The sequence below is a fragment of the Mesorhizobium sp. W067 genome, assembly GCF_054719525.1.
Genome location: NZ_JBTTII010000001.1, coordinates 4381168 through 4407915, shown reverse-complemented (window position 1 = coordinate 4407915; position 26748 = coordinate 4381168). Strand labels below are relative to the sequence as shown.

Genomic DNA, 26748 nt, shown 5'->3' with positions numbered 1-26748 from the left:
GTCTGGAGCAGAGACGGAGTTCAGCGTGTGGCGGCCACTTCGGCATGGCCGCGCAGCAGTGCCATAAGGCGTTTGGCGTCCTTGGCGGCAGCCTCTTCGTCACCGGCCAGGATCGAGCGGATTAGCGCGACGTGGTGTTCGGCCGATTCGGCCAGCCCTGTGTCGGCCTTGTAGCGAAACCAGAAGCGGCGGCTGTGGGTCTGCAGGGGCGCGGCCAGACGGGCCGCAAAAGGGTTGTCGGCGGCCATCGCCAAGGCCTCGTCGAGCGCCTTGTCGGCCTGGATGAAGGCCAGCACATTGCCCGAGATGACGGCCTTCTGCATGGCAAGGGCTGCCTCATGAAACAGGTCGGCGGCCTCACGGGTGACGAAGCGGGCGGCCGAGCGCGCCAGCACCACCTCGACGCCGCGCCTGGCATCCAGCACGCGCAGCCAGTCGCCGGGATGAAGCGGGGCAATTGCGATTCCGGCGCGTGGCCTGACGTCGAGCAGTCCTTCCCAAGCGAGGCGCTGGATTGCTTCGCGGACCGGCGTACGACCGAGCGCCAGCTTTTCGATCAGCGCGCCTTCCGTCACGAAGCTCGCCGGCGCCAGTTCCAGCGTCACGATCATATGCTCGAGTACATGGTAGGCCTTGGCGGCGGCCGGCTCGGGGTATGCTGTCTCACTGGATATCAAAGGTGGGCTCCTGATATATCTTCCATATATCACAACGGATTCCTCATTGACAGCCGGTTTTCCAACAGATATACGGCTGATATATCAGATGGAGAGACGATCATGTGGACCGGAGTTTTCCCCGCCGTCACGACCAAATTCACCGAAGACGACCGCCTCGACCATGCCGAAATGGAGCGCTGCTTTGCGTTGCAGATGGAGGCAGGCTGCGACGGTATCATCGTCTGCGGTTCGCTCGGCGAAGGGCCGATGCTGTCGCATGACGAGAAGATCGAGGTGCTGAAGACGGCGCAGAAAGTTGCAGGCAACAAGCCGGTGCTGCTGACGGTCAACGAGGCGGGCACCCGTGAAGCCGCAAGCATCGCCAGGCGCGCCGCAAAGGAAGGCGCCAACGGGCTGATGGTGGTGCCGAGCCCGATCTATCACACCAACCCGGAAGAGACGGTCGCCGCCTTGCGCGCCGTCGCTCAGGCCGGCGACCTGCCGGTGATGATCTACTCCAACCGCCTCGCCTACCGCGTCGACGTCACCGTCGACCAGATGGAGGAACTGGCCGCCGACAAGCGCTTCGTCGCCATCAAGGAGTCCTCCGACGACATCCGCCGCTCGACAGAGATCATCAACCGCTTCGGCGACCGCTACGATCTGTTCACCGGCGTCGACAATCTCGCCTTCGAGGCGCTGTCGGTGGGCGCCATCGGCTGGGTGGCGGGTCTGGTCGTCGCCTTCCCGCGCGAGACCGTCGCCATCTACCAGCTGATGAAGCAGGGCCGCCGCGAGGAGGCGCTTTCGATCTACCGCTGGTTCCGGCCGCTGCTCGATCTCGATGTCTCGACCTATCTGGTCCAAAACATCAAGCTTGCCGAAGTGCTCGCGATCGACACAAATGACCGCGTGCGCATGCCGCGCCAGCCGCTGTCGGGCGAGCGCCGCAAAGCGGTCGAGAAGATCGTCAAGGACGCGCTGGCGGTACGGCCGAAGCTGCCGCAGTTCTGAAGGCTTTCTTCTCCCCATTCACGGGGAGAAGATGGCGGCAGCCGGATGAGGGGCAGCGCCGACGTGCAAGGAAATTCCAGGGACACAGAGGAGGGCCGCCCCTCCTCATCCGCCCTTCGGGCCCCTTCTCCCCGTGAACGGGGAGAGAGGGTAGATATCGCCATTGTCGGTGGCGGCATTGTCGGCATCTGCGCGGCGGCCATGCTGGCCGAGGCCGGGCGCAGCGTCACGGTCTTCGACCGCACCGGCATCTGCGAGGAGACAAGTTCCGGCAATGCCGCCGCCTTCGCCTTCTCCGACGTGCTGCCGCTGGCGCATAAGGGCATGATGCGGCACTTGCCGAAATGGCTTGCCGATCCGCTCGGGCCACTCAGCATCCCGCCAGCCTATCTGCCGAAGCTGTTGCCTTGGCTGTTGCGCTTCTGGCGCGCCGGCGCACCGGCAAAATATGAGGCGAGCCTTGCTGCTCAGGCAGACATGATGAAGCTCGCCGAGGCCGAATGGATGGGACTGCTCGACCGTTCCGGCACGCGGCCGATGCTGCGCGAAGACGGTTCGCTGGAACTTTATGAAAGCGAGGCCGAGTTTCAGGCCGGCCTCCCGGGCTGGGCGGCGCGCCAGCGCTTCGGCATCGACTTTCGCCATGTCGAAGGCGACGAACTGGCGCGGCTGCAGCCGGGACTGTCGCCGCGCTTCATCAAGGGCACCTTCGTGCCGGGCTGGAAGACCGTCGCCGATCCGAAACTGCTCGGCAAGGCGGTGTGGGCCTATGCCGAAAGGCTGGGCGCGCGTTTCGAAAAGGCGCGCATAGAGCGCGTCGCCGCCAACCCTGATGGCGCGACGCTGACGCTGACCGACGGCACGACCAGGCAGGCAAGACATCTTGTCGTGGCCGCCGGGGCATGGTCGCATCTGCTGGCGAAGGCGCTTGGCGACACCATCCCGCTCGAAACCGAGCGCGGCTACAACACCACACTGCCGAAGACCGCTTTCGACGTGCAGCGAATGCTGATCTTTTCCGGCCATGGCTTCGTCATCACGCCACTCGACACGGGCTTGCGCGTCGGCGGCGCCGTCGAGTTGGGCGGTCTCGACCGGCCGCCGAATTTTGCGCGCTCGAAGGCCATGCTGGAAAAAGCCAGACAGTTCCTTCCGGGGCTGGACGCGTCAGGTGGCCGCGAATGGATGGGCTATCGCCCGTCGCTGCCGGATTCGCTCCCGGCGATCGGCACGGCGCGAACCGCGCCCAACGTTGTCTACGCCTTCGGCCATGGCCATCTCGGCCTGACCCAGGCGGCGGCCACCGGCCGCTTGATCCGCGATCTTGTTCTCGGGCAGACTTCGCGGATCGATCTTGCCCCCTTCAGCCCGCAACGGTTTTGAGTTCGAGGAAATCATGGCCAGAAAATCCTTCTTTTGCATCGACGGCCATACCTGCGGCAATCCGGTGCGGCTGGTGGCCGGCGGCGGTCCCTTGCTCGAGGGGTCGACGATGATGGAGCGGCGGGCGCATTTCCTGGCGGAGTATGACTGGATCCGCACCGGGCTGATGTTCGAGCCACGCGGCCACGACGTCATGTCGGGCTCGATCCTCTATCCGCCGACGCGCGAGGATTGCGACATAGCCATCCTGTTCATCGAGACGTCGGGCTGCCTGCCGATGTGCGGCCACGGCACGATCGGCACGGTGACGATGGCCATCGAACATGGGCTGATCAAGCCGAAGACACCCGGCGTGCTCCGGCTCGACACACCGGCCGGGCTGGTTATCGCCGAATACAAACAAGTCGGCGACTATGTCGAGGAGGTGCGCATCACGAATGTGCCGTCCTTCCTTTATGCCGAGGGACTGACGGTCGACTGCCCGCAGCTTGGCGAGATCACTGTCGATGTCGCCTATGGCGGCAATTTCTACGCAATCGTCGAGCCGCAGGCGAATTTTCGCGACATGGCTGATTATTCCGCCAGCGATTTCATCGCCTGGAGCCCCGTGGTGCGGCAGCGGCTCAACGAGAAGTACTCGTTCGTGCATCCGGAAAACCCCGGCATCAACCGGCTGTCCCACATGCTGTGGACGGGCGAGCCGACAGTGGAGGGGGCCGACGCACGCAACGCCGTCTTCTATGGCGACAAGGCGATCGACCGCTCACCTTGCGGCACCGGCACCTCGGCGCGCATGGCGCAGCTCCATGCCAAGGGCAAGCTCAAGGCCGGCGACAGTTTTGTCCACGAATCGATCATCGGCTCGCTGTTCAAGGGCAAGGTCGAGAAGGACGTCACTGTTGCCGGCAAGCCGGCCATCATTCCCTCGATCGGCGGCTGGGCGCGGATGACCGGCCTGAACACCATCTTCATCGACGACCGCGATCCGTTCGCGCACGGTTTTGTGGTTAAGTGATACGGTAGGCTGCCGATCATCCACCGAGACCAGGACTTGGGCCCAGGGCGGGACCTCTTGGCGAAACCAGTCAGCGAAAGGTTAGCGCGTTGGGCGAGGCATCCACCGCCATAGTCGGAAGTAACCCATGTTGCAGCTGGTCAGTACGGAATGTGGCTAAAAAACGAAGCCCGCCAACAACGCAAAGATTCGTCTCATCACCTAATTTTGACCGGGATTTCTTCGAAATGAGGTCGCTGGTCCGGCTGAATCGTCAAAGACATTGCGTTATGCCAATGATAGGGTCCGCGATAGTCCAGGGGTCGGGAGCAAAAAAACGGGCAATCGGAAGGCGTGCCGGCAAAACACGCTCAACGTTTGAAAAATCACGTTGCAATCCGGGCTCGAAACTTTACGACTAGGGGAAATACGAAAAGGAATGCGTCTGCATGGGCGACATTCCAGGGGAGCCATGTACACATGCAGTACTTTGTCCAGCAGCTTATCAATGGGCTGACGCTGGGATCGATCTATGGGCTGATCGCAATCGGCTACACGATGGTCTACGGCATCATCGGCATGATCAACTTCGCCCACGGCGACATTTTCATGGTCGGGGCATTCGCCGCCCTCGTCGTCTTCCTCATCCTCGGCTCCTTGTTCTATTCAGTGCCGGTCGTCCTGGCGCTGCTGATCATGATGATCGTGGCGATGCTGCTCACCAGCCTCTACAACTGGACGATCGAGAAGGTGGCCTACCGGCCGCTGCGCGGTTCGTTCCGGCTGGCGCCGCTGATCACGGCCATCGGCATGTCGATCGCGCTGTCGAACTTCATCCAGGTGACGCAAGGCCCGCGCAACAAGCCGATCCCGCCGATGGTCAGCCAAGTCTACAACATCAACGGCATCAGCGTGTCGCTGAAGCAGATCATCATCGTCGTCGTCACCGCCCTGCTGCTGGCGCTGTTCTGGTACCTGGTCAACAGGACTTCCCTCGGCCGGGCGCAAAGGGCGTGCGAGCAGGACCGCAAGATGGCGGCGCTGCTCGGCGTCGATGTCGACCGTACGATCTCGATCACCTTCATCATGGGTGCAGCGCTTGCGGCCGTCGCGGGCACGTTATTCCTGATGTATTACGGCGTCATCGCCTTTTCCGACGGCTTTGTGCCGGGGGTCAAGGCCTTCACTGCGGCCGTTCTCGGCGGCATCGGGTCTCTGCCGGGCGCGGTGCTTGGCGGGCTTTTGATCGGCTTCATCGAGAGCATGTGGTCGGCGTATTTCTCGATCGACTACAAGGACGTCGCGGCGTTCTCGATCCTGGCGATCGTGCTGATCTTCCTGCCTTCCGGCATTTTGGGCCGGCCAGAAGTCGAAAAGGTCTGAGACAATGGCGGTTTCCGTATCCTCGGAGCGCGACACCGTCGCCTCCCCCGTGCAGCGTGCATTGCGCGAAGCGTTCTATGCCGGCGCCATCTCGCTGGGGTTGTTCATTCTCTTCATCGGCCTGAAGACCGACCAGAACATCAGCAACCAGCTGATCCTGGTGCAGCGCTGGTTGCTGCTCATCACCGTGGTCGTGCTGACCATGCTTGGCCGCTTCTTCTACACTGCCTATGGCCAGCCGTTCATGGCCAATCAGAAGATCACCAATGTCGCCACCGGCCTGTTGCCGGCGAGCGTCGCGTCGCGCTTCTTCCTGCTTCCGGCCTTCATCGTCGCCGTCGTGTTGGCGGTTGTCCTAGTTGCGTTCGGCAGCGCCCTGCCGGCGTTGGTGGGGCCCGATCTGGCCGGCTACCTTCAGTTCCTGCGCGCATTGGCCGTCATTTACGCGCTCGCTTGCGTGATCTTCTATTTCCGCTCCTTCATCCACGCCAATTTCACCAAGCTCGGCATTGCGGCGCTGGTGCTATACCCGATCCTCGTCGTCGTGGTGCTGTCGATCTACGCGTGGTCGATAACCGGCGGCCTGCAGGGCTCGTTGAAGTGGGTCGACAATTTCGGCATCCAGATCCTGATCTATGTGATGCTGGCCTGGGGGCTGAACATCGTCGTCGGCCTCGCCGGCCTGCTCGATCTCGGCTACGTCGCCTTTTACGCGGTCGGCGCCTATGCCTATGCGTTGCTCGGTTCGCAATACGGCCTGTCGTTCTGGATCCTGCTGCCCGCCGCCGGCGCCATGGCCGCCTTCTGGGGCGTTATGCTCGGCTTTCCGGTGCTCAGGCTTCGTGGCGATTACCTGGCGATCGTGACGCTGGCCTTCGGCGAGATCATCCGCCTGGTGCTGATCAACTGGCGTGAAGTCACCAACGGGTCGGCCGGCATCTCCGGCATCCCGAAGGTCACCTTCTTCGGCCTGATGACGTTCAATTCGACGGACCCGAACTACATCGGCAAGATGCTGCACATCGCCCAGTCAAGCGCCTACTACAAGATCTTCCTCTACTATCTCATTCTCGGCCTGGCGCTGCTGACCGCCTTCGTCACCATCAGGCTCAGGCGCATGCCTGTCGGCCGCGCCTGGGAGGCGCTGCGCGAGGACGAGATTGCCTGCCGCTCGCTTGGCATCAACACCACCACCACCAAGCTCACCGCCTTTGCCACCGGCGCCATGTTCGGCGGTTTTGCCGGCGCCTTCTTCGCCGCACGGCAAGGCTTCGTCAGCCCTGAATCCTTCGTCTTCCTCGAATCGGCGATCATCCTGGCCATCGTGGTGCTCGGCGGCATGGGCTCGCTGGTCGGCATCGCGGTCGCCGCGCTGGTGATGATCGGCGGCACCGAGGCGCTGCGCGAACTCGATTTCCTGAAAAGTGTCTTCGGAAAAGATTTCACCCCGGAGCTTTACCGCATGCTTTTGTTCGGCATGGCGATGGTCATCGTCATGCTGTGGAAGCCGCGCGGCTTTGTCGGCAGCCGTGAACCGACGGCCTTCCTCAGTGAACGAAAAGCGGTCTCCTCCTCCTTCACCAAGGAAGGGCACGGCTGATGAGCGCGACCTCCATTCAGAAGACCAATCCGGGTATGAAAGACGCCATCCTCCAGGTCGAGCATCTTTCGATGAAGTTCGGCGGCCTGATCGCCATCGGCGACCTGTCGTTCCAGGCCAAGCGCGGCGAGATCACCGCTCTGATCGGACCCAATGGCGCCGGCAAGACCACCGTCTTCAATTGCATCACCGGCTTCTACAAGCCGTCGGAAGGCATGATTACGCTCAACCGGGCCGACGGCTCGAGCTTCCTGCTCGAACGGCTGCCCAATCATGAGATCCCGGCGCGCGCCAAGGTGGCGCGCACCTTCCAGAACATCCGCCTGTTCTCGGGCATGACGCTGCTGGAGAATCTGCTGGTTGCCCAGCACAACAAGCTGATGAAGGCATCCGGCTATACGATCCTGGGCCTGTTCGGGATCGGCGGCTACCGCAGGGCCTCGGCTGAATCGGTGGAGCTTGCCAAGCACTGGCTGGAGAAGGCCGATCTTGTCGATCGCGCCGACGATCCGGCCGGCGACCTGCCCTATGGCGCGCAGCGGCGCCTCGAGATTGCGCGCGCCATGTGCACAGGGCCCGAACTTCTGTGCCTCGACGAGCCTGCGGCCGGTCTCAATCCGAAGGAGTCGGCTGCGCTGAATTCGCTGCTGATGGACATCAAGAGCAGTACCTCGATCCTGCTGATCGAACATGACATGTCGGTGGTCATGCAGATTTCCGACCATGTCGTGGTGCTTGAATATGGCCGCAAGATTTCCGACGGCAGCCCGCAATCGGTGCGTACCGACCCGCGCGTCATCGCCGCCTATCTCGGCGTCGACGACGAGGAGGTCGAGACGGTGCTGACCGAGGTTGGCGATGAAGACGTCATCGAGCAGCTGGACATCGGGCCGGATTCGGCTCACGGACCAGGCACATCGTCTTCCTATCTCGCCGGCCCGGTAAGCGACACGATCGGCCACAGCCAGGGCGAGCGGGTCACGGTGTCGAAGGGAGCTTCAAAGGCCACCCAATACGATACAAGAGCCAACTCCGCGCCAAGAGCACCGTCCGAGCGTCTAACGGCCAAGTCCAAGCCGGCGGCCACCAAATCCCCGACAGGCAAGCCGCGCGGAGGGCGTAAGTGATGGCCGAGACAACGCTGCTCGACATCAAGGGCGTCGAGACCTACTACGGCAACATCAAGGCGCTGAACGGCGTCGATGTCCACGTCAACCAGGGCGAGATCGTCGCGCTGATCGGCGCCAACGGCGCCGGCAAGTCGACGCTGATGATGACCATCTTCGGTGCGCCGCGCGCTCGTGCCGGCTCAATCACTTTCGCCGGCACCGACATCACCCAGATGCCGACGCACGAGATCGCCCGCATGCGCATTGCGCAGTCGCCGGAAGGCAGGCGCATTTTCCCGCGCATGACGGTGATGGAAAACCTGCAGATGGGCGCCGGTCTCGACAATCTCAAGCACTATGACGAAGATGCTGAGAAGGTGTTCGCGTTGTTCCCGCGCCTCAAGGAGCGCATTGCCCAGCGCGGCGGCACGCTGTCGGGCGGCGAGCAGCAGATGCTGTCGATCGGACGTGCGCTGATGGCGCGGCCGAAGCTGCTGCTGCTCGACGAGCCGTCGCTGGGTCTGGCGCCGCTGATCGTCAAGCAGATCTTCGATGCCATCCGCGAGCTGAACCGCACGCAAGGGCTGACCGTGTTCCTGGTCGAGCAGAACGCCTTCGGCGCGCTCAAACTCGCTACGCGCGGCTATGTCATGGTCAACGGCAACGTAACCATGAGCGGCACAGGCAAGGAATTGCTCGCCAATCCGGAAGTGCGGGCGGCCTATCTCGAAGGCGGCCATCACTGATTTTGGAGCGGAATGTATGCATACGGTATTCCGCTCCAACTTGTTTGTTTGTCGCAGGACCTTTGTCCGAAAAGTCTGCAACTTTTCGGGATCATGCTAGGGAGTCTTCATCATGCAAGGCATTCTTCACGAGGAACCTTCCATCTGGCAGTTCTTCTTCGTCACCTGTCTGCTCGGCGGCTGGGCGGCATGGATGACCGGCAAGGCCAGCGCCCAGACATGGCGCAGCCTGCCGGCGCTGTTCGCCTATCTGCTGGGCCTCGGCATCGGCATCAGGTTCATCCATCATGCCCTGTTCGGCGGCACGATGTTTTCGCTGCAATACTATGTCGTGGACACAATCGTGCTCATGATATTGGGATTTGTCGGCTATCAATACACGCGTACGAACCAGATGGTGACGCAGTATAATTGGCTTTACGAACGGGCTTCGATCTTAAGCTGGAAACCGAAAGGTTGACGTTCATCATTAACGCCGTTCCGGGGATGAATCGGCGTGACAAGGGCCTGAAAATCGGCAAAGTACGCTTTCTGCGATAAGGGTGGGCATCGCATGAAAGTTTCATCCACGCCCACCTCGTAAATGGGAGCGTTTAAATGAAGAAATCACTTTTGTCCGCCGTTGCCCTGACCGCGCTTGTCGCGTTCGGTGGCAATGCATGGGCTGACGTTATCGTCGGCGTCGCAGGTCCGATCACCGGTCCGAATGCGGCCTTCGGTGCGCAGCTGCAGAAGGGTGCGGAAGCGGCCGTTGCCGACATCAACGCAGCAGGCGGCATGAACGGCGAGCAGATCAAGCTCGAAGTCGGCGACGACGTCTCGGATCCGAAGCAGGGCATTTCGGTCGGCAACAAGTTCGTCGGCGACGGCGTGAAATTCGTGATCGGCCACTTCAACTCGGGGGTCTCGATCCCGGTTTCGCAGGAAGTCTACGTCGACAACAACATCGTCGAAGTGACGCCTGCGGCGACCAACCCGAAATTCACCGAGCGCGGCCTGTGGAACGTGTTCCGCACCTGCGGACGCGATGACCAGCAGGGCGGCATCGCCGGCGGCTATATCGCGACCAACTTCAAGGACGCCAAGGTTGCCGTCATCCACGACAAGACCCCCTATGGTCAGGGCCTTGCCGACGAGACCAAGAAGGCGATGAACGCAGCCGGCCTGACCGAAGTCATGTACGAAGGCGTCAATGTCGGCGACAAGGACTTCTCGGCGCTGATTGCCAAGATGAAGGACGCCGGTGTTACCCTGATCTATTGGGGCGGCCTGCATACCGAAGCCGGCCTGATCATCCGCCAGTCGGCGGACCAGGGCCTCAAGGCTACCCTGATGTCGGGCGACGGCATCGTCACCGACGAGCTGGCTGCGATCGCCGGCGATGCGGTTATCGGCACGCTCAACACCTTCGGTCCCGATCCGCGCCTGATCCCCGAGAACAAGGCACTGGTCGAGAAGTTCCGCGCTCAGGGCTTCGAGCCGGAAGCCTACACTCTCTACTCCTACGCCGCCATGCAGGTGATCGCCGAGGCTGCTGCCGTGGCCAAGTCGAACGACCCCGTGGAAGTGGCCAAGGCGCTGCACGAGAAGGGCCCGTTCAAGACCGTTCTGGGCGATCTCGCCTATGACGCGAAGGGCGATCCGAAGCTCCCGGGCTACATCATGTACGAATGGAAGAAGGGTCCGGACGGCAAGATCTCCTGGTTCCCGAAGTCGTAATTCGGAACGCAGCTCTATGGAATGCCCGGCGCTCGCGCCGGGCATTTTTGTTGGTGACAGGGCGGCAGCGAGGGTGGCTGGACAAGCCGTTAGCCGGGGTCGACTTTGTGCGGGCACGACAATTAGCGTCACCTCGCGGCGCCAATCGCACGCAGCTTTTCGAGCCGTGGTGCTAGAATCGCATTTAAATCGGTTTAGTCTCTCCTCGATTTTGGTTGCACTGCAGCATTTTCGCGTTAATCATGCCTCCGCCCCATCCCTCCCTGTCCGGAGCCTCCTTCCTTGGCCATCACGAAGATCCTCGTCGCCAACAGGTCCGAAATTGCCATCCGCGTCTTTCGCGCGGCCAACGAGCTCGGCCTCAAAACCGTGGCGATCTGGGCCGAGGAGGACAAATATTCGCTTCATCGGTTCAAGGCCGATGAAAGCTACCAGGTCGGGCGCGGGCCGCATCTGGCCAGGGACATGGGGCCGATCGAAAGCTATCTGTCGATCGAGGAAGTGATCCGGGTCGCCAGACTGTCCGGCGCCGACGCCATCCACCCGGGCTATGGCCTCCTGTCGGAAAGCCCTGAATTCGCAGATGCCTGCGCCGAGGCCGGCATCACTTTCATAGGGCCGAAGCCCGACACGATGCGCCGGCTCGGCAACAAGGTCGCCGCGCGCAATCTGGCCATCGAGGTCGGCGTGCCGGTGGTGCCGGCAACCGAACCGCTGCCGGACGACATGGAAGCAGTCAAGCAGCTCGCCAAGACAGTCGGCTATCCGGTGATGCTCAAGGCATCGTGGGGCGGGGGCGGGCGCGGCATGCGCGCCATCCGCACGGAAGCCGACCTCGCCCGCGAGGTGATGGAAGGCAAGCGCGAGGCCAAGGCCGCCTTCGGCAAGGACGAGGTCTATCTCGAAAAGCTGATCGAGCGCGCCCGCCATGTCGAAGTCCAGGTGCTCGGCGACACGCATGGCAACGCTGTACATCTGTTCGAGCGCGACTGCTCGATCCAGCGCCGCAACCAGAAGGTCGTCGAACGGGCGCCGGCGCCCTATCTCAGCGAGGTATTGCGCCAGGAGCTTTGCGGCTATGCGCTCAAGATCGCGCGGGAGACCAGCTATATCGGCGCCGGCACGGTGGAATTCCTGCAGGACGCCGACACCGGCAAGTTCTACTTCATCGAGGTCAATCCGCGCATCCAGGTCGAGCACACCGTGACCGAGCAGGTGACCGGCATCGACATCGTCAAGGCGCAGATCCACATACTGGACGGCTTTGCCATCGGCACGAAAGAGTCGGGCGTGCCGGCGCAGGCCGACATCAGGCTGAACGGTCATGCGCTGCAGTGCCGCATCACGACCGAGGATCCGGAGCATAGTTTCATTCCGGACTACGGCCGCATCACCGCTTATCGCGAAGCCGCCGGTTTCGGCATCCGCCTCGACGGCGGCACCGCCTATTCGGGCGCGGTCATCACCCGCTTCTACGATCCGCTGCTGGAGAAGGTGACTGCCTGGGCGCCGACACCGGCCGAGGCGATCGCCCGCATGAACCGGGCCTTGCGCGAGTTCCGCATCCGCGGCGTGGCGACCAACCTCACCTTCCTCGAGGCAATCATCAACCACCCGCGCTTCGCCGACAATTCCTATACGACCAGGTTCATCGACACGACGCCGGAGCTGTTCGCGCAGGTGAAGCGGCAGGACCGCGCCACCAAGCTGCTCAACTATCTGGCCGACGTCAGCGTCAACGGCCATCCCGAAACCCGCGGCCGTCCGATGCCCAAGGCCGATGCGGCAGCGCCTGTCGTGCCCTATCTCAACGGCAACGTGCCTGATGGCAGCAAGCAGAAGCTCGACGCGTTGGGGCCGGAGAAATTCGCTGCCTGGATGCGTGAGCAAAAAGAGGTGCTTGTCACCGACACGACGATGCGCGACGGCCACCAGTCGCTGCTCGCCACCCGTATGCGCACGCATGACATTGCCGGCATCGCCGGCACATATGCGCGGGCGCTGCCGCGGCTGCTGTCGCTGGAATGCTGGGGCGGCGCCACTTTCGACGTCGCCATGCGCTTCCTGACCGAGGATCCGTGGGAGCGGCTGAGCAAAGTGCGCGAAGCCGCCCCCAACCTTTTGCTGCAGATGCTTCTGCGCGGCGCCAACGGCGTCGGCTACACCAACTATCCCGACAATGTGGTGCAACATTTCGTCAGCCATGCGGCGGCCGGCGGCGTCGACCTGTTCCGCGTATTCGACTGCCTGAACTGGGTCGAGAATATGCGCGTCGCCATGGACGCGGTGGGCGCCGAGGGCAAGCTGGTCGAAGCGGCGATCTGCTACACCGGCGACATCCTCGATCCGGCGCGCGCCAAATACGACCTTAAATACTATGTCGGGCTGGCGAAGGAATTGCAGGCCGCCGGCGCCCATATCATCGCCGTCAAGGACATGGCCGGGCTTTTGAAGCCGGCTGCCGCCCGCGTGCTGTTCAAGGCGCTGCGCGAGGCCACCGACCTGCCGATCCATTTCCACACCCACGACACGTCAGGCCTGTCGGCGGCGACGGTGCTGGCCGGCGTGGAAAGCGGCGTCGACGCCATCGACGCGGCGATGGATTCCTTCTCCGGCAACACCTCGCAGCCTTGCCTGGGCTCGATCGTCGAGGCGCTGAAGGGAACCGAGCGCGATCCCGGCCTCGATCCGCAATGGATCCGCAAAATCTCCTTCTACTGGGAAGCGGTGCGCAACCAGTATGCCGCCTTCGAAAGCGACCTCAAGGGGCCAGCCTCGGAAGTCTATCTGCACGAAATGCCGGGCGGCCAGTTCACCAACCTCAAGGAACAGGCGCGTTCGCTGGGGCTGGAAACGCGTTGGCACGAGGTGGCACAAGCCTATCACGACGTCAATTTGATGTTCGGTGACATCGTCAAGGTGACGCCGTCGTCCAAGGTGGTCGGCGACATGGCGCTGATGATGGTGAGCCAGGATCTAACCGTTGCCGACGTCGAAAACCCGGCCAAGGACATCGCCTTCCCGGACTCGGTCGTCTCGATGCTGCGCGGCGATCTCGGCCAGTCGCCCGGCGGCTGGCCTGCGAAGCTGCAGAAGAAGGCACTGAAGGAAAGCAAGCCGATCACCGAGCGGCCGGGCTCGCTGCTCAAGCCAGCCGACCTCAAGGCCAGCCGCAAGGAGATCGAGCAGAAGCTGGAGCGCAAGCTCTCGGAGTACGAATTCGCCTCCTGGCTGATGTATCCGAAAGTGTTTACCGACTTCGCCGCCGCGCAGGAAACCTACGGGCCGGTCAGTGTGCTGCCGACGCCGACCTATTTCTACGGCATGAAGTCCGAAGACGAGATCTTCCTGGACATCGAAAAAGGCAAGACGCTTGTAGTGCGCTGCCTTGCGATCGGCGACGTCGATGAGAAGGGCATGGTCACCGTGTTCTTCGAGCTCAACGGCCAGCCGCGCCGCGTCAGGGTGCCGGACAGGGCGCATGGCGCCTCGGCGGCCAAGGCTCGGCGCAAGGCCGAGCCCGGCAACGAGGCGCATGTCGGCGCGCCGATGCCGGGCGTGGTCTCCGCCCTTTCGGTTGCCGCCGGCCAAGCGGTCAAGGCCGGCGACGTGCTGTTGTCGATCGAAGCCATGAAGATGGAGACGGCCCTGCATGCCGAGCGCGACGGCACAGTGGCCGAAGTGCTGGTCAAGGCCGGCGATCAGATCGATGCGAAGGATCTGTTGATCGCGTTTGGCTGACGCGCGGATCCATCACACTGGGGACGGCTGGCAGCAGCCGTTGATGGAGCATCGATAATGGCTTGACCCGCCGCGCCTGCTCGGGCATCGAACCCGCTCCCAATTTACCGCGCCAGAATCGCGGTGCTTAAAAAGTAGCGGAGAAAAAACATGGCCGACGACATCACAGATACCAGCCAGACTGTTGCCGCCGGCCAGTTGCGCGCCTTCATCGAGCGCATCGAGCGGCTCGAGGAAGAAAAGAAGACCATCGCCGACGACATCAAGGAAGTGTTCGCCGAGGCCAAGGGCACCGGCTTCGACACCAAGGCGATGCGGTCGATCATCCGGCTGCGCAAGAAGGACCAGGCCGAGCGCCAGGAAGAGGAAACCATCCTCGATCTCTACAAGGCCGCGCTCGGCATGGTGTAAGCCTGTCTGGAAATTCTACTCCGGCTGATATCGCCGGAGCGAATTTCGAAACAGTCTCGGGCCAAGGAATGATGCTGGAACGGGCATCGACCATGAGCGAATTCGACTTCGGCGCCCGCCGCGCCTCTGAATTCCGCCAACGCAGCTTCTGGGCGCTGTTCGCCGAACGGCATCCGGAGGAACGCGCTTCCATGGCGCGGCGCGGACCCTGGTTCTGGCAGCGCGGGCTGCCCGACTTCGCTCTGGTCCTGTCCATGTATGTCGCGCCGGCGCAAAGCCAAGTTGGCGTCTTTTTCGGCCGTAACGAGAAGTTCGGCGCGACCGGGGTCTGGTCGCGGCTGAAGCCGTTCCGACCGGCAATCGAAGACAGGCTGAAGCTCAGGCCGGAGCAGAGCTGCGAGGGCCTCGGCATCAATTCGATGTGGCGGGTGAACTGCTATGCCGAGGACAACTGGCCGGCCATGGCCGACTGGCTGGTGACGGAATGCTCGCGCTTCGAGCGCGCCGTCACCGACGTGCTGGGAGAGGGATAGCTATCAGGTGTTGGTGCAAAGCATCGGATCCTTCTTCGGCTCGCGCTGGCAAGGCGCGGTGCCGGTCGAGCGGTTGTTCTGGCGCGATCTGGTCCTTGTCGGCACGGCGATCAACATCACCTCGTCGGTGGCCGCGCTCATTCTGCTCGGCTTGAAGCTGCCGCTCGCCGTCGTCCTGGCGGTGCATTTCGCGCCCGTGCCCTACAACATCTTTCTGACCTTTGCCGTCTGGCGAACCACGGAAAAATCCAGTGGCGCCAAGGCTTCGTTGATGACGCTCGGGGCTACGCTTTGGCTGATCCTGGTGGTGGTTGTCTGAGAAGATTGACACGAAAAAGGGCGGCCGAAGCCGCCCTTTGAAGATGGTGGTCAAGCCGCGGCTTAAGCCGCCGGCTCGAATTTCAGCGCCACGCCGTTGATGCAATAGCGCAGGCCGGTCGGCGGCGGGCCGTCCTCGAAGACATGGCCGAGATGGCTGCCGCAGCGGGCGCAGTGGCATTCGGTGCGGACCATGCCGTAGCTGCGGTCGACGGTGTTTTCGACCGAACCGGGCACCGGATCATTGAAGCTCGGCCAGCCGGTGCCGCTCTCGAACTTGAGCTTGGATTCGAACAGCGGCTGGTCGCAGCCGACACAGGAAAAGGTGCCGGCGCGCTTTTCGTAGAGCAGCGCGCAGCTTCCGGGCCGTTCGGTGCCATGGCCGCGCATGACCGCATATTGCTCGTGCGTCAGGCGGGCGCGCCATTCGGCGTCGGTGCGCGTGACAGGGTAGGTGTGGGTGTCCATTTGATCTCCTCAGCCTTGGCGGCTTGTTGTTGGTTGCAAGCTATATTCGCTTAGAGATAGGCGTTTGTTACGTGTTTTGCTCGCATTTTCAGCCGAGCTCCTACCCAATCGCCTGAAGATAGCGGGCGATCGACGCATGAAATGCCGTTCTTGCGTCGCCGATGATGTTCTGCTGCCACCACGCGCCGTAGATGTCGTCGAATTCGAAAGGCTCAAGTGCCGCCGCGATGCGTCGCACGGCCGGCGCATTGAGCGGAATGTAGTTCGGATAGCTGTACATGAAGCTGACATGGCGACGCGTCGGCGTCACCTGCAATATGTCGCCGGACAGCAGGGCGTTACCGTCATCGCGTTTCCAATGCAGCACCTGGCCGCCGGCAAAATGGCCACCGCAACGCACGAGTGTCAGCGACGGGTTTATGGCCAGCGTCTCGCCCGCCCAGCTGACGATGGCGTTGTGCGGCCGCATAATCCACTGGCGGTCGTCGGCATGGAGATAGATCGGCACGCCGCCAAACGCCTCGCTCCACTCGACCATCACCGAATAATAGTGGCAGTGCGAAATGGCGATCGCGGCCAGGCCGCCGCGACGGTTGATTTCGGCTACCGCCTCGTCGCTCACCATCGAGATGCAATCCCACAGCACATTGCCGTGCGGCGTCTGCGCCAGCAGCGCCCGCTGGCCGATAGCAAAGCGCGGCTCGATGCCGAAAGCGAGAACGCCGGCATCGTCCTTCATCACAAGCCTATGCCCGGCAGAGAGTTCTTCCCCAGTGATCCAGGCCTGGCCTTCCCAGCGCACATATTGCCGCTCGTCCTCGCAGATCGGGCAATTTTCTGGAGGGGTCTGCGTTGCCGCGAACTGGACGCCGCATTGCGGGCAAAGAAAGCAGGTCATCGGTTTTCCTCTCATATCAATGCTTGCGTGAAAGCTGCTTGGTCGCGGCTTCCAGCCCGCCCATCGTCAGCGGGAACATGCGGCCGCCGAAGAGATCGCGGATCATCGCGATCGAATGGGTGAAGCCCCAGTTTTTCTGGTTTTCGGGGTTCAGCCAGACCGCATTCGGCCATTGCTGGATGAGGCGGCCAAGCCAGACGCTGCCGGCTTCCGGGTTCCAATGCTCGACCGAACCGCCGGGATGCGCGATCTCGTAAGGGCTCATCGAGGCATCGCCGACGACGATCACCTTGTAGTCGGGGCCGTATTTGTGAAGCAGATCGAAGGTCGGGATGGCCTCGGCATGCCTGCGCCGGTTGTCCTTCCAGACGCCCTCGTAAAGGCAGTTGTGGAAGTAAAAATATTCGAGCCGGCGGAATTCGGCGCGGGCGGCCGAAAACAGCTCCTCGACGCTTTTGATGTGGTCGTCCATCGAGCCGCCAACATCGAAGAACATCAAGAGCTTCACGGCGTTGCGCCGTTCGGGTCGCGTCTGCACATCGAGATAGCCGTGCTCGGCGGTGGCATGGATGGTGCCGGGCAGGTCGAACTCTTCCTCCGCACCCTCGCGCACCCAGCGGCGCAGGCGCTTCAGCGCCACCTTGATGTTGCGGGTGCCGAGCTCGACGGCGTCGTCGAAATTTTTGAACTCGCGCTTGTCCCAGACTTTCACCGCACGGCGATTGCGGCTTTCATGCTGGCCGATGCGCACGCCTTCGGGATTGTAGCCATAGGCGCCGAAAGGCGAGGTGCCGCCGGTACCAATCCATTTCGAGCCGCCCTGGTGGCGGCCTTTCTGCTCCTCCAGCCGCTGCTTCAGTGTCTCCATCAGCTTGTCGAAACCGCCGAGCGCCTCGATCAGTTTCTTCTCTTCCTCGGTCAGGTGCTTTTCGGCGAGCCGGCGCAGCCATTCCTCAGGGATGTTGGCGACATCGACGGCATCCGGTCCGGCGAGCGCCTCGATCCCATTGAAGACATGCGCAAACACCTGGTCGAAGCGGTCGATATGGCGTTCGTCCTTCACAAGCGCGGCGCGGGCGAGGTAATAAAAACCCTGGACGTCATAGTCGACCAGCCCGGCCTCCAGCCCTTCCAGCAGCGACAGATATTCCCTGAGCGAAACGGGAACCCGCGCGGCCTTTAGTTCGAGAAAGAAGGGGAGGAACATGGTTGGCCGTTATCTATGCCGAACGGTCACGGCGGAGTCGCCACGGGCACTGTCGATTTCGCCGGATTGCAGAAGATTTGCCACAGTACGTGGGTTGGGCATGGGCAAGTGCTTTGCGATGCGGGCTTCCGCCCATTCGCGCATAGCCGACGCGGCATCGGCTATCGCTTCAGCCGGGTTTGCGCCGGCCCCGTGGCAGCCGGCGAGATCGGGCATCCGCACTCCCCAAACGCCGTCACTGCCATCCAGGATTCCGACATAGCGGATCATTCGGCTCCTTCCGCGTTATTTCGATCGCGCTCGCATCATAGCAGATCATACTCGATAAACCCTGTCCGCCGCGCGACATGGTCGTAGAGCTTGCGCGCTGTGGCGTTGGTTTCGTGGGTCATCCAATAGACGTTCTTGACGCCGATCTTGCCGGCTTCCTGCTTGACCGCTTCAATGAGGGCCGCACCGATGCCCTTGCCGCGCACATCAGGGTCGGCGAACAGGTCCTGCAGGTAGCAGTTGTTTTTCTCCGACCAGCCGGAGCGGTGATAGAGATAATGGGTCAGGCCGACCGCCTTGCCGTCAAGCGTGGCGATAAACCCCTTCGGTTCGAATTCACCTTCCGTGAACAGTCGTTTCCAGGTGATGTCGTAGACCTCGTCCGGCAGCTTGGTCTCGTAGAAGGTGAGGTAGGCAGTCCACAGCCGCCGCCAGTCGGCATGGTCGGCCAGCGCCAGCGGGCGGACGGTGATCTCGGTCATTTCGGTTCCTCCAAAGCATGACCCGTTCCGGCGGAATCAGATCAGGTGCAGCTTCGCCTATACCACCGGCGAACTGTACTCGCGAAATGCGGTCGCCAGCATCTGCAGCGCGTCGCGCGCGCGCGGCGCCAGATTGTGCGAATGCAGCACCACTTCGGAAGGGTCAAGCGATGGAAGACCAAGTTTGCGGCCAACCTCGATCAGGCCGGGCGGAGCGACGCAGTGAGCCAGCGCCGAAACGGCAAAGCCCGCCGATATCGCAATGTTGACGGCCGCGCCGCCGCCGCCGACGAAGGCCTCCTCCCAGGCGATGCCTGCTTTGTCCAGCGCCTCGACCGCCCGCACGCGGTCCGGACAGTTGCACACGGTGCTTAAGAGCGCGAGGCGCAACGGCGTTCCGCGCTGCCACTCGAAGGAAGGTGCTGCGAACCAGCCATAGTGGTTGCGCGACAAGGTCCGGCCAGGACGGCTGTCGCCTTCGCGGTGCACGATGACTGCATCGAGCTCGCCGTGATCGAAAGCTTCCTTGAGCACCGTGCTGGTGTCGATCCTCAAACTGAGCGTCAGCGATGGATCGTGCGCATGGAGCTGGGCAATCAGAATGGACAGCGCCGGACCGGCGGCATGATCGACAAAGCCGAGCGCAAGCCGGCATGGTGCTGACGCAAACTCCGCCATGGCGCGCTCGTGCGCGGCAAGGAAGTCGCGCGCGGCGGGGAGGAAGACGGCGCCTCGTGCCGACAGGCTGACGCGGCGCGGCGTTCTTTCGATCAATCGCGCGCCGAGCTTCTCCTCGAGACGGCGCAGCTTGACGCTGATCGTCGCCTGCGTGCTGCCCAGCGCCAATGCCGCCTGGGTGAAGCTCTGCAGATCGGCCACCATCACGAAGGTTCGTACGGCGTCCACATCAAGACTGGTCATCGCAGCACTCCATTGGGCCAATCATTCCGTTTTGTCATTTCTGATATAGCCGAGCATAGTCTTTTTTCATGGTCAAGTCTCCTCTATGTCAAACTGGTCGCGGTTTGAAGAGCGCCTCCTGCTCGGATGGAAAGAGATCGATATGCCAATTCAACGAAACACCATCGCGCTCACCGGCGTGTGCTTGGCGTCGCTCTTGTTCGGGCTCGAAATCTCCAGCGTGCCGCTGATCCTGCCGAAACTGGAAAGCGTGCTCGCCGCCAATTTTAGGGATTTGCAGTGGATCATGAATGCCTACACCATCGCCTGCACGACGGTGCTTATGGCGACGGGGACATTGGCCGACCGTTTCGGCCGCAAGAGCGTGATGGTGATCACCACCGTCGCCTTCGGCCTCGCCTCGCTGCTGTGCGGCCTAGCGCCGAGTGCGGCGCTGCTGATCGCCGCCCGCTTCCTGCAAGGTCTCGCCGGCGGCGCGATGCTGACCTGCAGCGTCGCCGTGCTGTCGCATCAGTTCCAGGACGGCCGCGAACGCGGCAAGGCTTTCGTCGCCTGGAGCGTCGTCTCAGGCATCGGGCTCGGTTTCGGGCCCGCCATCGGTGGCTTGATCGTGGCGCTGTCGAACTGGCAATGGCTGTTCCTCATCCACGTGCCGCTGGCGATCCTGGCGCTCGCCTTTATCGGCGCCGGCGTCACGCAATCGCGCGATCACAATGCCCAGAAACTCGACTGGGCCGGCATGCTGACGCTGTCGGCTTCTGTCTTCGGCTTCTCCTATCTGATCACGCAGGGTGCGGATCTCGGGACCAGCGCCCGCATCGGCGTGATATCAGCCTCCGTGGCTGCGTTCATCGCTTTCCTTGTCGCCGAGAGGGTCAATCCCTATCCGATGTTCGATTTCTCCGTGTTCCGCATCCGCCAGTTTTCCGGCGCGATCATGGGCGCCATCGGCATGAATTTCAGCTACTGGCCATTCATCATCTATCTGCCGATCTATTATTCGGGCGTGCTTGGCTATGACAGCACGACGACCGGCCTGCTGCTGCTCGTCTACACGCTGCCCTTCATGGTGATGCCGCCGATCGCCGAGCGGCTGCGCGCGCGCTATCAAGCGCGGACTGCCATCCCGCTCGGCCTTTTGACATTGGGGATCGGGTTCATCGCCATGTGGATCGGCTCCAGGCTCGAGGGCGCCACCTGGCTGACCATGCTGCCGGGCACGCTGATTGCCGGCATCGGCATCGGTCTCACCAATTCGCCGACCACCAACACCACGACCGGCGCGGTATCGCCGGATCGCGCCGGCATGGCGTCCGGCATCGATATCAGCGCACGCCTGATCACGCTTGCCATCAACATCGCGGTGCTCGGCCTGCTGCTGACGCAAGGTATCGTTTCCCACCTGCGGGCCACACTCGGCGCGGCTTTGGAGCCGGATGAATTGCGGGCACTGGCGGAAAGGGTCGCCACCGGCAATCTGGAGGGCCTTGCGCAGGGGACGCCGAAGCTCGCAGCCCTCGACCCATCCGGCGCCATCGTGCATGCCGCCTTGGTCAACGGTTTCGGCTGGGTCATGCTCTATTGCGGGATCGGCGTTCTCGCCCTGTCGGTCATCGGCTTCGTCATCTTCGAGCCGAAGCGCGTCGCGCCGCAGGAGACAGGGCTTGCGGCGGCCGAGTGATCGGCCGAAGCCCGCTCATAGCGCTCAGCCCGCCCGCCGATCCTTATCCCTGCCGCCTGGCCATGAAAGCAAGGCGCTCAAACAGATGCACGTCCTGCTCGTTCTTCAGCAGCGCGCCGTGCAGTTTCGGCAGCGCGTTCCTGGGGTCGGCGCGCAGATCCTCGGGTGCGATGTCGTCGGCGACCAGCAGGCGGATCCAGTCGAGCACCTCGGAGGTCGACGGCTTCTTCTTCAACCCCTGCACGTCGCGGATTTCGTAGAACTGGGTCAGGGCAGCACGCACCAAATTCTGCTTTATGCCGGGATAGTGCACGTCGACGATTTTGTGCAGCGTCTCGACATCGGGAAAGCGGATGTAGTGGAAGAAGCAGCGGCGCAGGAAGGCGTCGGGCAGTTCCTTCTCGTTGTTGGAAGTGATGATGACGATGGGGCGCACAGCGGCGCGGATCGTTTCGCCGGTTTCGTAGACGAAGAACTCCATCCGATCGAGTTCCTGCAGCAGGTCGTTGGGGAATTCGATATCGGCCTTGTCGATCTCGTCGATCAACAGCACGACCTTCTTGGCGGCCGCGAAGGCGTCCCAGAGCTTGCCGCGCTTGATGTAGTTTTTGATGTCGTTGAACCTGGCATCCCCAAGCTGGCTGTCGCGCAGCCGCGAGACGGCGTCGTACTCATAAAGTCCCTGCTGCGCCCGCGTGGTCGACTTGACGTGCCATTCGATCAGGTCGAGGCCGAGCGCCGATGCCACCTGGCGGGCAAGCTCGGTCTTGCCGGTGCCCGGCTCGCCCTTGACCAGCAACGGCCGCTCCAGCGCGATCGCGGCGTTCACCGCCACCATCAGATCCTTGTCGGCGACATAGGCCGCCGTGCCTTCGAAACGCATACTTGCTCCTCGGTTGGTCAGCGCGAGCGTAAGGACGCTGCTTGACCTGTGCAAGGGCGAGCCGGCTGCGACCAAAGCGTGTGAGATCGAAATGGAAACATCGGCTCATGTCAGGTAGTGTCTCAGTTTGAAATTCAGAGCTTGTATTCGAATTCCCATAGCCCGACCCGCGAAAGCTCAAAGGCTATCTCATGCCAGCTATTGCCCTCAGCCGAAGCACATCGAGCGATGAGAAATTTTTCCAGTTGAAGGTGATCGAACGTCCGCATGAAAATCACGCTTTCACCAGAAAATACCGCTTCTTTGTGGGACCGAAGAAACCATGTCGGCGAACACACCGTGGCAGTGAAAGCATCCGAGCCTTCTTTGCCCTCTTCTCCCGCATAGAAATCAATGGTGACCGAAAAATCAGTTGGATCGGACGGACGCCATGTAGAGAGATCGAACGCGAGTTTATCGGCTTCCACAATCCTATGACCCTTATACTCCGCTTTCATGAAACTCACTGTTCCCGCTTCTTATAAGGACCACGTTTCCCCGGCTTCGGAGCAACAGCGTCCATCTTCTCGCAAAGATCTTCCATGGACCAGAGAGTTTGTGACACGCCAGCCGCCATTGCCGGCGTCATTTTCAGCGTCTTGTGCATTTTTATGAAGTTGTACCAGACCGTGTAAATCGCGACCATGTGGACATGGTTTTCGAACTTCTTTGAGAACGCATTGGTCAGGCGTGTGAAGCGGCGGTTTGCCATGCGCATGGTGAGATTAGCGCGCTCGATATGCGACGTGCTGACATGCATCGGGTCCGGGTTGCCTTCAATCCGCGTCTTGGTTGCGCCGGTGCAGACGGCGGGGCTATAGCGGCGCTCTGGCGAGGTCTTCTTGCCTTCCGGTTCGCCGTACTGCTTGATCAGCATCGCATAGTCGATGTCCGCTCCAAATGCTTCCTCGACCGCATTGAGATAGGCGCGGTGACCGTCGGTCGTAAGCTGGACGCGGTTTGCAAGACGGTCCTTCACGTCATCCATGAATGCCAGTGCATATTCGCCATCGCGACCGCCCACGAGCCAGGAAATGATAAGCTTGCTGTCGCTGTCGAGAGCGGTCCACGTCCACACGTCGCCAGCGCCTTCAACCGGGGCTTTCATGGCCGAAACGTTCTTGGCCTTCGCGCCGACGAACGACCAGATTTCATCGCACTGGACGCGCTTGGAAGCCACGTTTCGGACTTCACTGTCATGCAGATCGGCGCAGAACTTGCCGGCATCGACCAGCAGCTTTGAAACCGTGTTGATCGACACGTCGGCAACGGGGGAGGTAGAGCGCATCGAAGAACCCTCGCAAAGCATGGTGAGGATTTGGACGCGGGTTTTGAGAGGCAGCTTGTTCATTCGCCTAATATGTGAACTTTTATGCTTAGTGTCAAGCATCAAAAGTTCACTTTAAAACGGAATGTCTTCGTCCGGTTCCGGTTCCGGTGGTCGTGATGGCCGAGGCGGCGTTGGCCTTCCAAAGTTCGGCGGTGGCTCGGCCGCTTCCTCCTCGATTGTTTCGTGGCCTAGTTCGGCCAATCCAAACGTGTTCGGGGCTGGACGTGTAAAAATCTCTCCGCGCCGAACATATGCGGCGAGCGAGCTTGTCAGCGATGCCTTCGCCTCCCGCGTGGCTTCCCGGCCAAGCGCTTCCAGTATCTCGTTGATATGGACAGGGGCTCGCTTCTTTAGGATCACATGCCGCGCATCTGCGACAGCGCTTCCGGTGCGCAGCACGGTTTCCGCATCGGTATTGTTGTCGTCGCCGTCGGTGGCCAACATTTTGAGGATGTCCCGCAACGCCTGAACATAGACGCGAGCTACCTTGGTCTTCTCTTCGAGAGACGCGACCTCCTGCTCTTTTTTGCGAAGGCGCTCTTCAATCTTCTTCCGTTCGGTCATGCCATCGACTCCTGTATGTGACGATGGTATGTGATGGGACGCATCACGCGCAAGAGGATTCGACATGGAAACAGCGATTGAGGAACTTCCTGCCTACCGATCCACCATCGACCGACTGGAAAAGCTCAGACAGGAAGGCTCGAACGGGCAGGAATACTGGATGGCCCGGGATATCCATCCAGTGTTGGGTTACCCTGTATGGGATAAGTTCGAGCCAGTGATTGAGCGTGCCGCCTCCTCATTCACGGCTAACACGATTGATCCGTCACATCATATTGCTCGCGCAAGCAAAATGATGGAACTCGGAGGGGGCGGAAAACGAGAAGGCTTGGATTACTTCCTCAGTCGCGCCGCGTGCCGTCTCATCGCCATGAACGGCGACCCGAGCAAAGCCGAGATCGCCGCCGCTCAGGCTTACTTCGTTGTCCAGACCCATCGCATGGAAGCAGAAGACGCACTGACCCAGGATGAGAAGCGGCTGAATCTGCGGGACAAAGTGACGACCGCGTTCCGCACTGTCAGCGGAGTGGCGAAGGAAGCTGGCGTCCCCAATTCGAAGCAAGCTCTGTTTCACGATGCCCGGTATCAGGGCCTCTATGATATGCCGAGACGCGATGTGATGGCGCGAAAAGGTTTGAAGCGGGAAGACAACCCCTTCGACTACGCCGGGCCGCTGGAATTGTCGGCAAACGAATTTCAGATGAACATGGCCGCTGACGTCATCAAAAAAGAAGGCATCAAAGGCGAATACCGGGTCATAGACCGCAATAAGAAGATTGCGCAGGACGTGCGGAAGGTGATGCGCGAAAACGGCTCAACGATGCCGGAAAACCTTCCGGTTGCCGAGCCGATCAGGGTAGTCGAAAAGAGAGTGAAGGCGGCCCGCAAACTCGAAATTAAGTCTTAGCCCACCGCTTTTCCGCTGCCTTCTTGGCAATTTCAGCGCGCCGCTCTGGCGTCATGTTCTCGGCGCGCTTCTTCCCGCCCTTGGCGCCCAGCGCCTTCGCAGCGGGGTCTTTGCCGTCGTCGATCACGGTGTCGTCTTCATCGCCAGTGGCAATGCGCATGACGCGGACGGCGTTGCCGATCACGTCGGCGGGGCGCTTCTGGCCTTTAGGTCCGGTTGGCATTGCTACTCCTATGTGCTTTCCAGAGTGACAAACACCAGCGGCACCTTCTCCACGTCCGCCGGCTGCGGCACATGTGTTATCTCGGTTACCGCGTAGATGGCCAGACTATCGCCGGATGGCATGTGCACCCAGTCGCCTATCACAGGCGTTGACGCGAAGGTCCACATCGACGCTTCGTTTTCAATTTTAACAAGGCAACGGATCGCCACACAACCACTCCATGCTTTCCGCTAAGCATATAGGCGTTTCCGCCTATGCGGGCAAACCCGGATAGGCGCTTTCGCATATTTCAAATTTCAAACTGAGACACTACCTCATGTCACTAGCGCTTGACCGACCAGCCGCCTATATTGGGCTTGGCGGTCTGCGCTTCCCGGCAGGAGAACATTTTCCCCGGGGCCTTAACGATCCTTAGGGAGCTGTCCCTGGGAAGACCCGTGGGTTTTCTCATACGGCGCCCACCTACTTTGTAGGTTCCCGGGATCGCTCTCTCCACCGGTTGTGTGGATCGTCACTTACCTCTATCCGCCCAGTTTGGCGGATGATGTGGTAGAAAACGTCGCTCATGAAACGTCACCCAGATCCGACCTTTTCTATCGTCCGCGCATGACATCTCCCAAAGACCTGAAAAAGCAGTTGCGCCTCGAGGCACTCGGCCGTCGCGATGCGCTCGATCCGCTGTGGCGGGTGGAGATCGCGCTTGAAATGGCCGAGACGGCACGCGACCACCTCGCCATCGAGCCGGGTCAGATCGTTTCAGCTTTCTGGCCGATGCGATCGGAAGTCGACGTCAGGCCGCTGATGTTCGCCTTGCGCGAGAACGGGGCCAGGCTTTGCCTGCCGGCCATCCTCGACAAGACCACCATCGTCTTTCGCGAACTGGTGCGCGGCGCGCCGATGGTCGAGATGGGTTTTGGCACGGTCGGTCCGCATGCGGAGGCCGAGGTTCTCGATCCCGCGGTGATGCTGGTGCCGCTCGCGGCCTTCGACAGCCGCGGTCATCGCATCGGGTATGGCGCCGGCTATTACGACCGCGCCATCGCCAGGCTGATCGACAAGGGCCAGCCGCCACGACTGATCGGCATCGCTTTCGATTGCCAGGAGGTGGGTCTGGTGCCGGATGAGGCGCACGACGTCATCATCCCGGAAATACTGACCGAGAGCGGTTTGCGCCGCTTCGACATCGCTTAAAAGACCGCGATCCCGCTTAACGCGTTTCCAAGACGTGCCGGATAGTATTCCGGCAACACAGTCCGAGCCGATGG

At 61.7% G+C, this 26748-nt stretch carries 27 protein-coding genes, 1 other RNA gene and 1 pseudogene; 17 read left to right on the top strand and 12 right to left on the bottom strand.

The window, feature by feature from the left end; all coding sequences use genetic code 11:
* Positions 1 to 20: 20 nt before the first annotated feature.
* Entirely contained in the window at positions 21 to 710 is a 690-nt protein-coding gene (locus ACYG97_RS21540; protein WP_373420159.1) for a GntR family transcriptional regulator, read from the bottom strand.
* Positions 711 to 779: 69 nt separating this feature from the next.
* Here ACYG97_RS21540 and ACYG97_RS21535 point away from each other — a divergent pair, with 69 nt between their 5' ends.
* The 13 genes and pseudogenes from ACYG97_RS21535 to ACYG97_RS21475 all read left to right on the top strand — a co-directional run bounded on the left by ACYG97_RS21535 (position 780) and on the right by ACYG97_RS21475 (position 15611).
* Positions 780 to 1673, top strand: coding sequence for a dihydrodipicolinate synthase family protein (locus tag ACYG97_RS21535; RefSeq protein ID WP_023704922.1), 894 nt, complete (start codon positions 780 to 782; stop codon positions 1671 to 1673).
* 45 nt (positions 1674 to 1718) lie between these two features.
* A complete protein-coding gene (locus ACYG97_RS21530; protein ID WP_031200558.1) occupies positions 1719 to 3056 on the top strand; it encodes an NAD(P)/FAD-dependent oxidoreductase in 1338 nt (445 codons plus the stop codon).
* A gap of 13 nt (positions 3057 to 3069) precedes the next feature.
* The gene (locus tag ACYG97_RS21525; protein ID WP_023732988.1) at positions 3070 to 4071 is read left to right on the top strand and encodes a 4-hydroxyproline epimerase; all 1002 of its coding nucleotides are present in this window, start codon (positions 3070 to 3072) and stop codon (positions 4069 to 4071) included.
* 459 nt (positions 4072 to 4530) lie between these two features.
* Positions 4531 to 5433 (top strand): branched-chain amino acid ABC transporter permease, encoded by a 903-nt coding sequence (locus ACYG97_RS21520; RefSeq protein WP_023668715.1) that lies wholly within the window; start codon positions 4531 to 4533, stop codon positions 5431 to 5433.
* A gap of 4 nt (positions 5434 to 5437) precedes the next feature.
* Positions 5438 to 7033, top strand: a complete 1596-nt coding sequence (gene livM / locus ACYG97_RS21515) for a high-affinity branched-chain amino acid ABC transporter permease LivM (RefSeq protein WP_023732989.1) — start codon at positions 5438 to 5440, stop codon at positions 7031 to 7033.
* Positions 7033 to 8139, top strand: a pseudogene (locus ACYG97_RS21510) (ABC transporter ATP-binding protein); the annotation flags it as partial. The gene livM and the pseudogene ACYG97_RS21510, both read left to right, overlap by 1 nt.
* A 20-nt stretch (positions 8140 to 8159) precedes the next feature.
* Positions 8160 to 8888, top strand: coding sequence for an ABC transporter ATP-binding protein (locus ACYG97_RS21505; protein ID WP_023668718.1), 729 nt, complete (start codon positions 8160 to 8162; stop codon positions 8886 to 8888).
* A gap of 112 nt (positions 8889 to 9000) precedes the next feature.
* Positions 9001 to 9348: a DUF6867 family protein gene (locus ACYG97_RS21500; protein ID WP_023668719.1), complete on the top strand. Its 348-nt coding sequence runs from the start codon at positions 9001 to 9003 to the stop codon at positions 9346 to 9348.
* A 137-nt stretch (positions 9349 to 9485) separates the two neighbouring features.
* Positions 9486 to 10607: a branched-chain amino acid ABC transporter substrate-binding protein gene (locus ACYG97_RS21495; RefSeq protein ID WP_023668720.1), complete on the top strand. Its 1122-nt coding sequence runs from the start codon at positions 9486 to 9488 to the stop codon at positions 10605 to 10607.
* A 282-nt stretch (positions 10608 to 10889) separates the two neighbouring features.
* Complete coding sequence (gene pyc / locus ACYG97_RS21490) at positions 10890 to 14348, top strand: pyruvate carboxylase (protein WP_023732990.1); 3459 nt, start codon at positions 10890 to 10892, stop codon at positions 14346 to 14348.
* A gap of 150 nt (positions 14349 to 14498) precedes the next feature.
* Positions 14499 to 14759 carry a DUF2312 domain-containing protein gene (locus ACYG97_RS21485; RefSeq protein WP_023668722.1) on the top strand — a complete coding sequence of 87 codons (261 nt, stop codon included), beginning with the start codon at positions 14499 to 14501 and terminating at the stop codon, positions 14757 to 14759.
* Between the two features lie 92 nt (positions 14760 to 14851).
* Complete coding sequence (locus ACYG97_RS21480; protein ID WP_023732991.1) at positions 14852 to 15292, top strand: hypothetical protein; 441 nt, start codon at positions 14852 to 14854, stop codon at positions 15290 to 15292.
* Between the two features lie 7 nt (positions 15293 to 15299).
* Entirely contained in the window at positions 15300 to 15611 is a 312-nt protein-coding gene (locus ACYG97_RS21475) for a hypothetical protein (protein ID WP_031196451.1), read from the top strand.
* A gap of 62 nt (positions 15612 to 15673) precedes the next feature.
* On the opposite strand, the gene msrB is transcribed toward ACYG97_RS21475, so the two are convergent.
* The 6 genes from msrB to ACYG97_RS21445 form a co-directional block, all read right to left on the bottom strand.
* Positions 15674 to 16078, bottom strand: coding sequence for a peptide-methionine (R)-S-oxide reductase MsrB (gene msrB / locus ACYG97_RS21470; protein WP_023732992.1), 405 nt, complete (start codon positions 16076 to 16078; stop codon positions 15674 to 15676).
* A 100-nt stretch (positions 16079 to 16178) separates the two neighbouring features.
* Positions 16179 to 16976 (bottom strand): MBL fold metallo-hydrolase, encoded by a 798-nt coding sequence (locus tag ACYG97_RS21465; RefSeq protein WP_023704917.1) that lies wholly within the window; start codon positions 16974 to 16976, stop codon positions 16179 to 16181.
* 16 nt (positions 16977 to 16992) lie between these two features.
* Positions 16993 to 18183: a vWA domain-containing protein gene (locus ACYG97_RS21460; protein WP_023704916.1), complete on the bottom strand. Its 1191-nt coding sequence runs from the start codon at positions 18181 to 18183 to the stop codon at positions 16993 to 16995.
* Between the two features lie 9 nt (positions 18184 to 18192).
* A complete protein-coding gene (locus ACYG97_RS21455) occupies positions 18193 to 18453 on the bottom strand; it encodes a type II toxin-antitoxin system HicB family antitoxin (RefSeq protein WP_050485875.1) in 261 nt (86 codons plus the stop codon).
* A 35-nt stretch (positions 18454 to 18488) separates the two neighbouring features.
* Positions 18489 to 18935, bottom strand: a complete 447-nt coding sequence (locus ACYG97_RS21450; RefSeq protein ID WP_023668728.1) for a GNAT family N-acetyltransferase — start codon at positions 18933 to 18935, stop codon at positions 18489 to 18491.
* A 57-nt stretch (positions 18936 to 18992) separates the two neighbouring features.
* A complete protein-coding gene (locus ACYG97_RS21445) occupies positions 18993 to 19856 on the bottom strand; it encodes a LysR family transcriptional regulator (protein ID WP_023704914.1) in 864 nt (287 codons plus the stop codon).
* A gap of 142 nt (positions 19857 to 19998) precedes the next feature.
* Here ACYG97_RS21445 and ACYG97_RS21440 point away from each other — a divergent pair, with 142 nt between their 5' ends.
* The gene (locus ACYG97_RS21440; RefSeq protein WP_023732993.1) at positions 19999 to 21537 is read left to right on the top strand and encodes an MFS transporter; all 1539 of its coding nucleotides are present in this window, start codon (positions 19999 to 20001) and stop codon (positions 21535 to 21537) included.
* 43 nt (positions 21538 to 21580) lie between these two features.
* On the opposite strand, the gene ACYG97_RS21435 is transcribed toward ACYG97_RS21440, so the two are convergent.
* The 4 genes from ACYG97_RS21435 to ACYG97_RS21420 form a co-directional block, all read right to left on the bottom strand.
* Positions 21581 to 22420: an AAA family ATPase gene (locus ACYG97_RS21435; protein ID WP_023732994.1), complete on the bottom strand. Its 840-nt coding sequence runs from the start codon at positions 22418 to 22420 to the stop codon at positions 21581 to 21583.
* 134 nt (positions 22421 to 22554) lie between these two features.
* Positions 22555 to 22917, bottom strand: coding sequence for an Imm8 family immunity protein (locus ACYG97_RS21430; protein ID WP_023700256.1), 363 nt, complete (start codon positions 22915 to 22917; stop codon positions 22555 to 22557).
* 5 nt (positions 22918 to 22922) lie between these two features.
* Positions 22923 to 23810, bottom strand: a complete 888-nt coding sequence (locus ACYG97_RS21425) for a DDE-type integrase/transposase/recombinase (protein WP_023732995.1) — start codon at positions 23808 to 23810, stop codon at positions 22923 to 22925.
* Between the two features lie 51 nt (positions 23811 to 23861).
* The gene (locus ACYG97_RS21420) at positions 23862 to 24353 is read right to left on the bottom strand and encodes a hypothetical protein (RefSeq protein ID WP_023700258.1); all 492 of its coding nucleotides are present in this window, start codon (positions 24351 to 24353) and stop codon (positions 23862 to 23864) included.
* A 64-nt stretch (positions 24354 to 24417) separates the two neighbouring features.
* Between ACYG97_RS21420 and ACYG97_RS21415 the strand changes: the two genes are divergently transcribed.
* Positions 24418 to 25260: a BRO family protein gene (locus ACYG97_RS21415; RefSeq protein WP_023732996.1), complete on the top strand. Its 843-nt coding sequence runs from the start codon at positions 24418 to 24420 to the stop codon at positions 25258 to 25260.
* Here the strand turns inward: ACYG97_RS21415 and ACYG97_RS21410 are convergent.
* Entirely contained in the window at positions 25250 to 25483 is a 234-nt protein-coding gene (locus ACYG97_RS21410; RefSeq protein ID WP_023732997.1) for a hypothetical protein, read from the bottom strand. The two genes, ACYG97_RS21415 and ACYG97_RS21410, sit on opposite strands and share 11 nt — an antisense overlap.
* Positions 25484 to 25841: 358 nt before the next feature.
* Between ACYG97_RS21410 and ssrS the strand changes: the two genes are divergently transcribed.
* Both ssrS and ACYG97_RS21400 read left to right on the top strand, forming a co-directional pair.
* A non-coding RNA gene (gene ssrS / locus ACYG97_RS21405) (6S RNA) lies at positions 25842 to 25997 on the top strand.
* A gap of 92 nt (positions 25998 to 26089) precedes the next feature.
* Positions 26090 to 26674, top strand: coding sequence for a 5-formyltetrahydrofolate cyclo-ligase (locus tag ACYG97_RS21400; protein ID WP_023698428.1), 585 nt, complete (start codon positions 26090 to 26092; stop codon positions 26672 to 26674).
* Positions 26675 to 26748 lie beyond the last annotated feature (74 nt).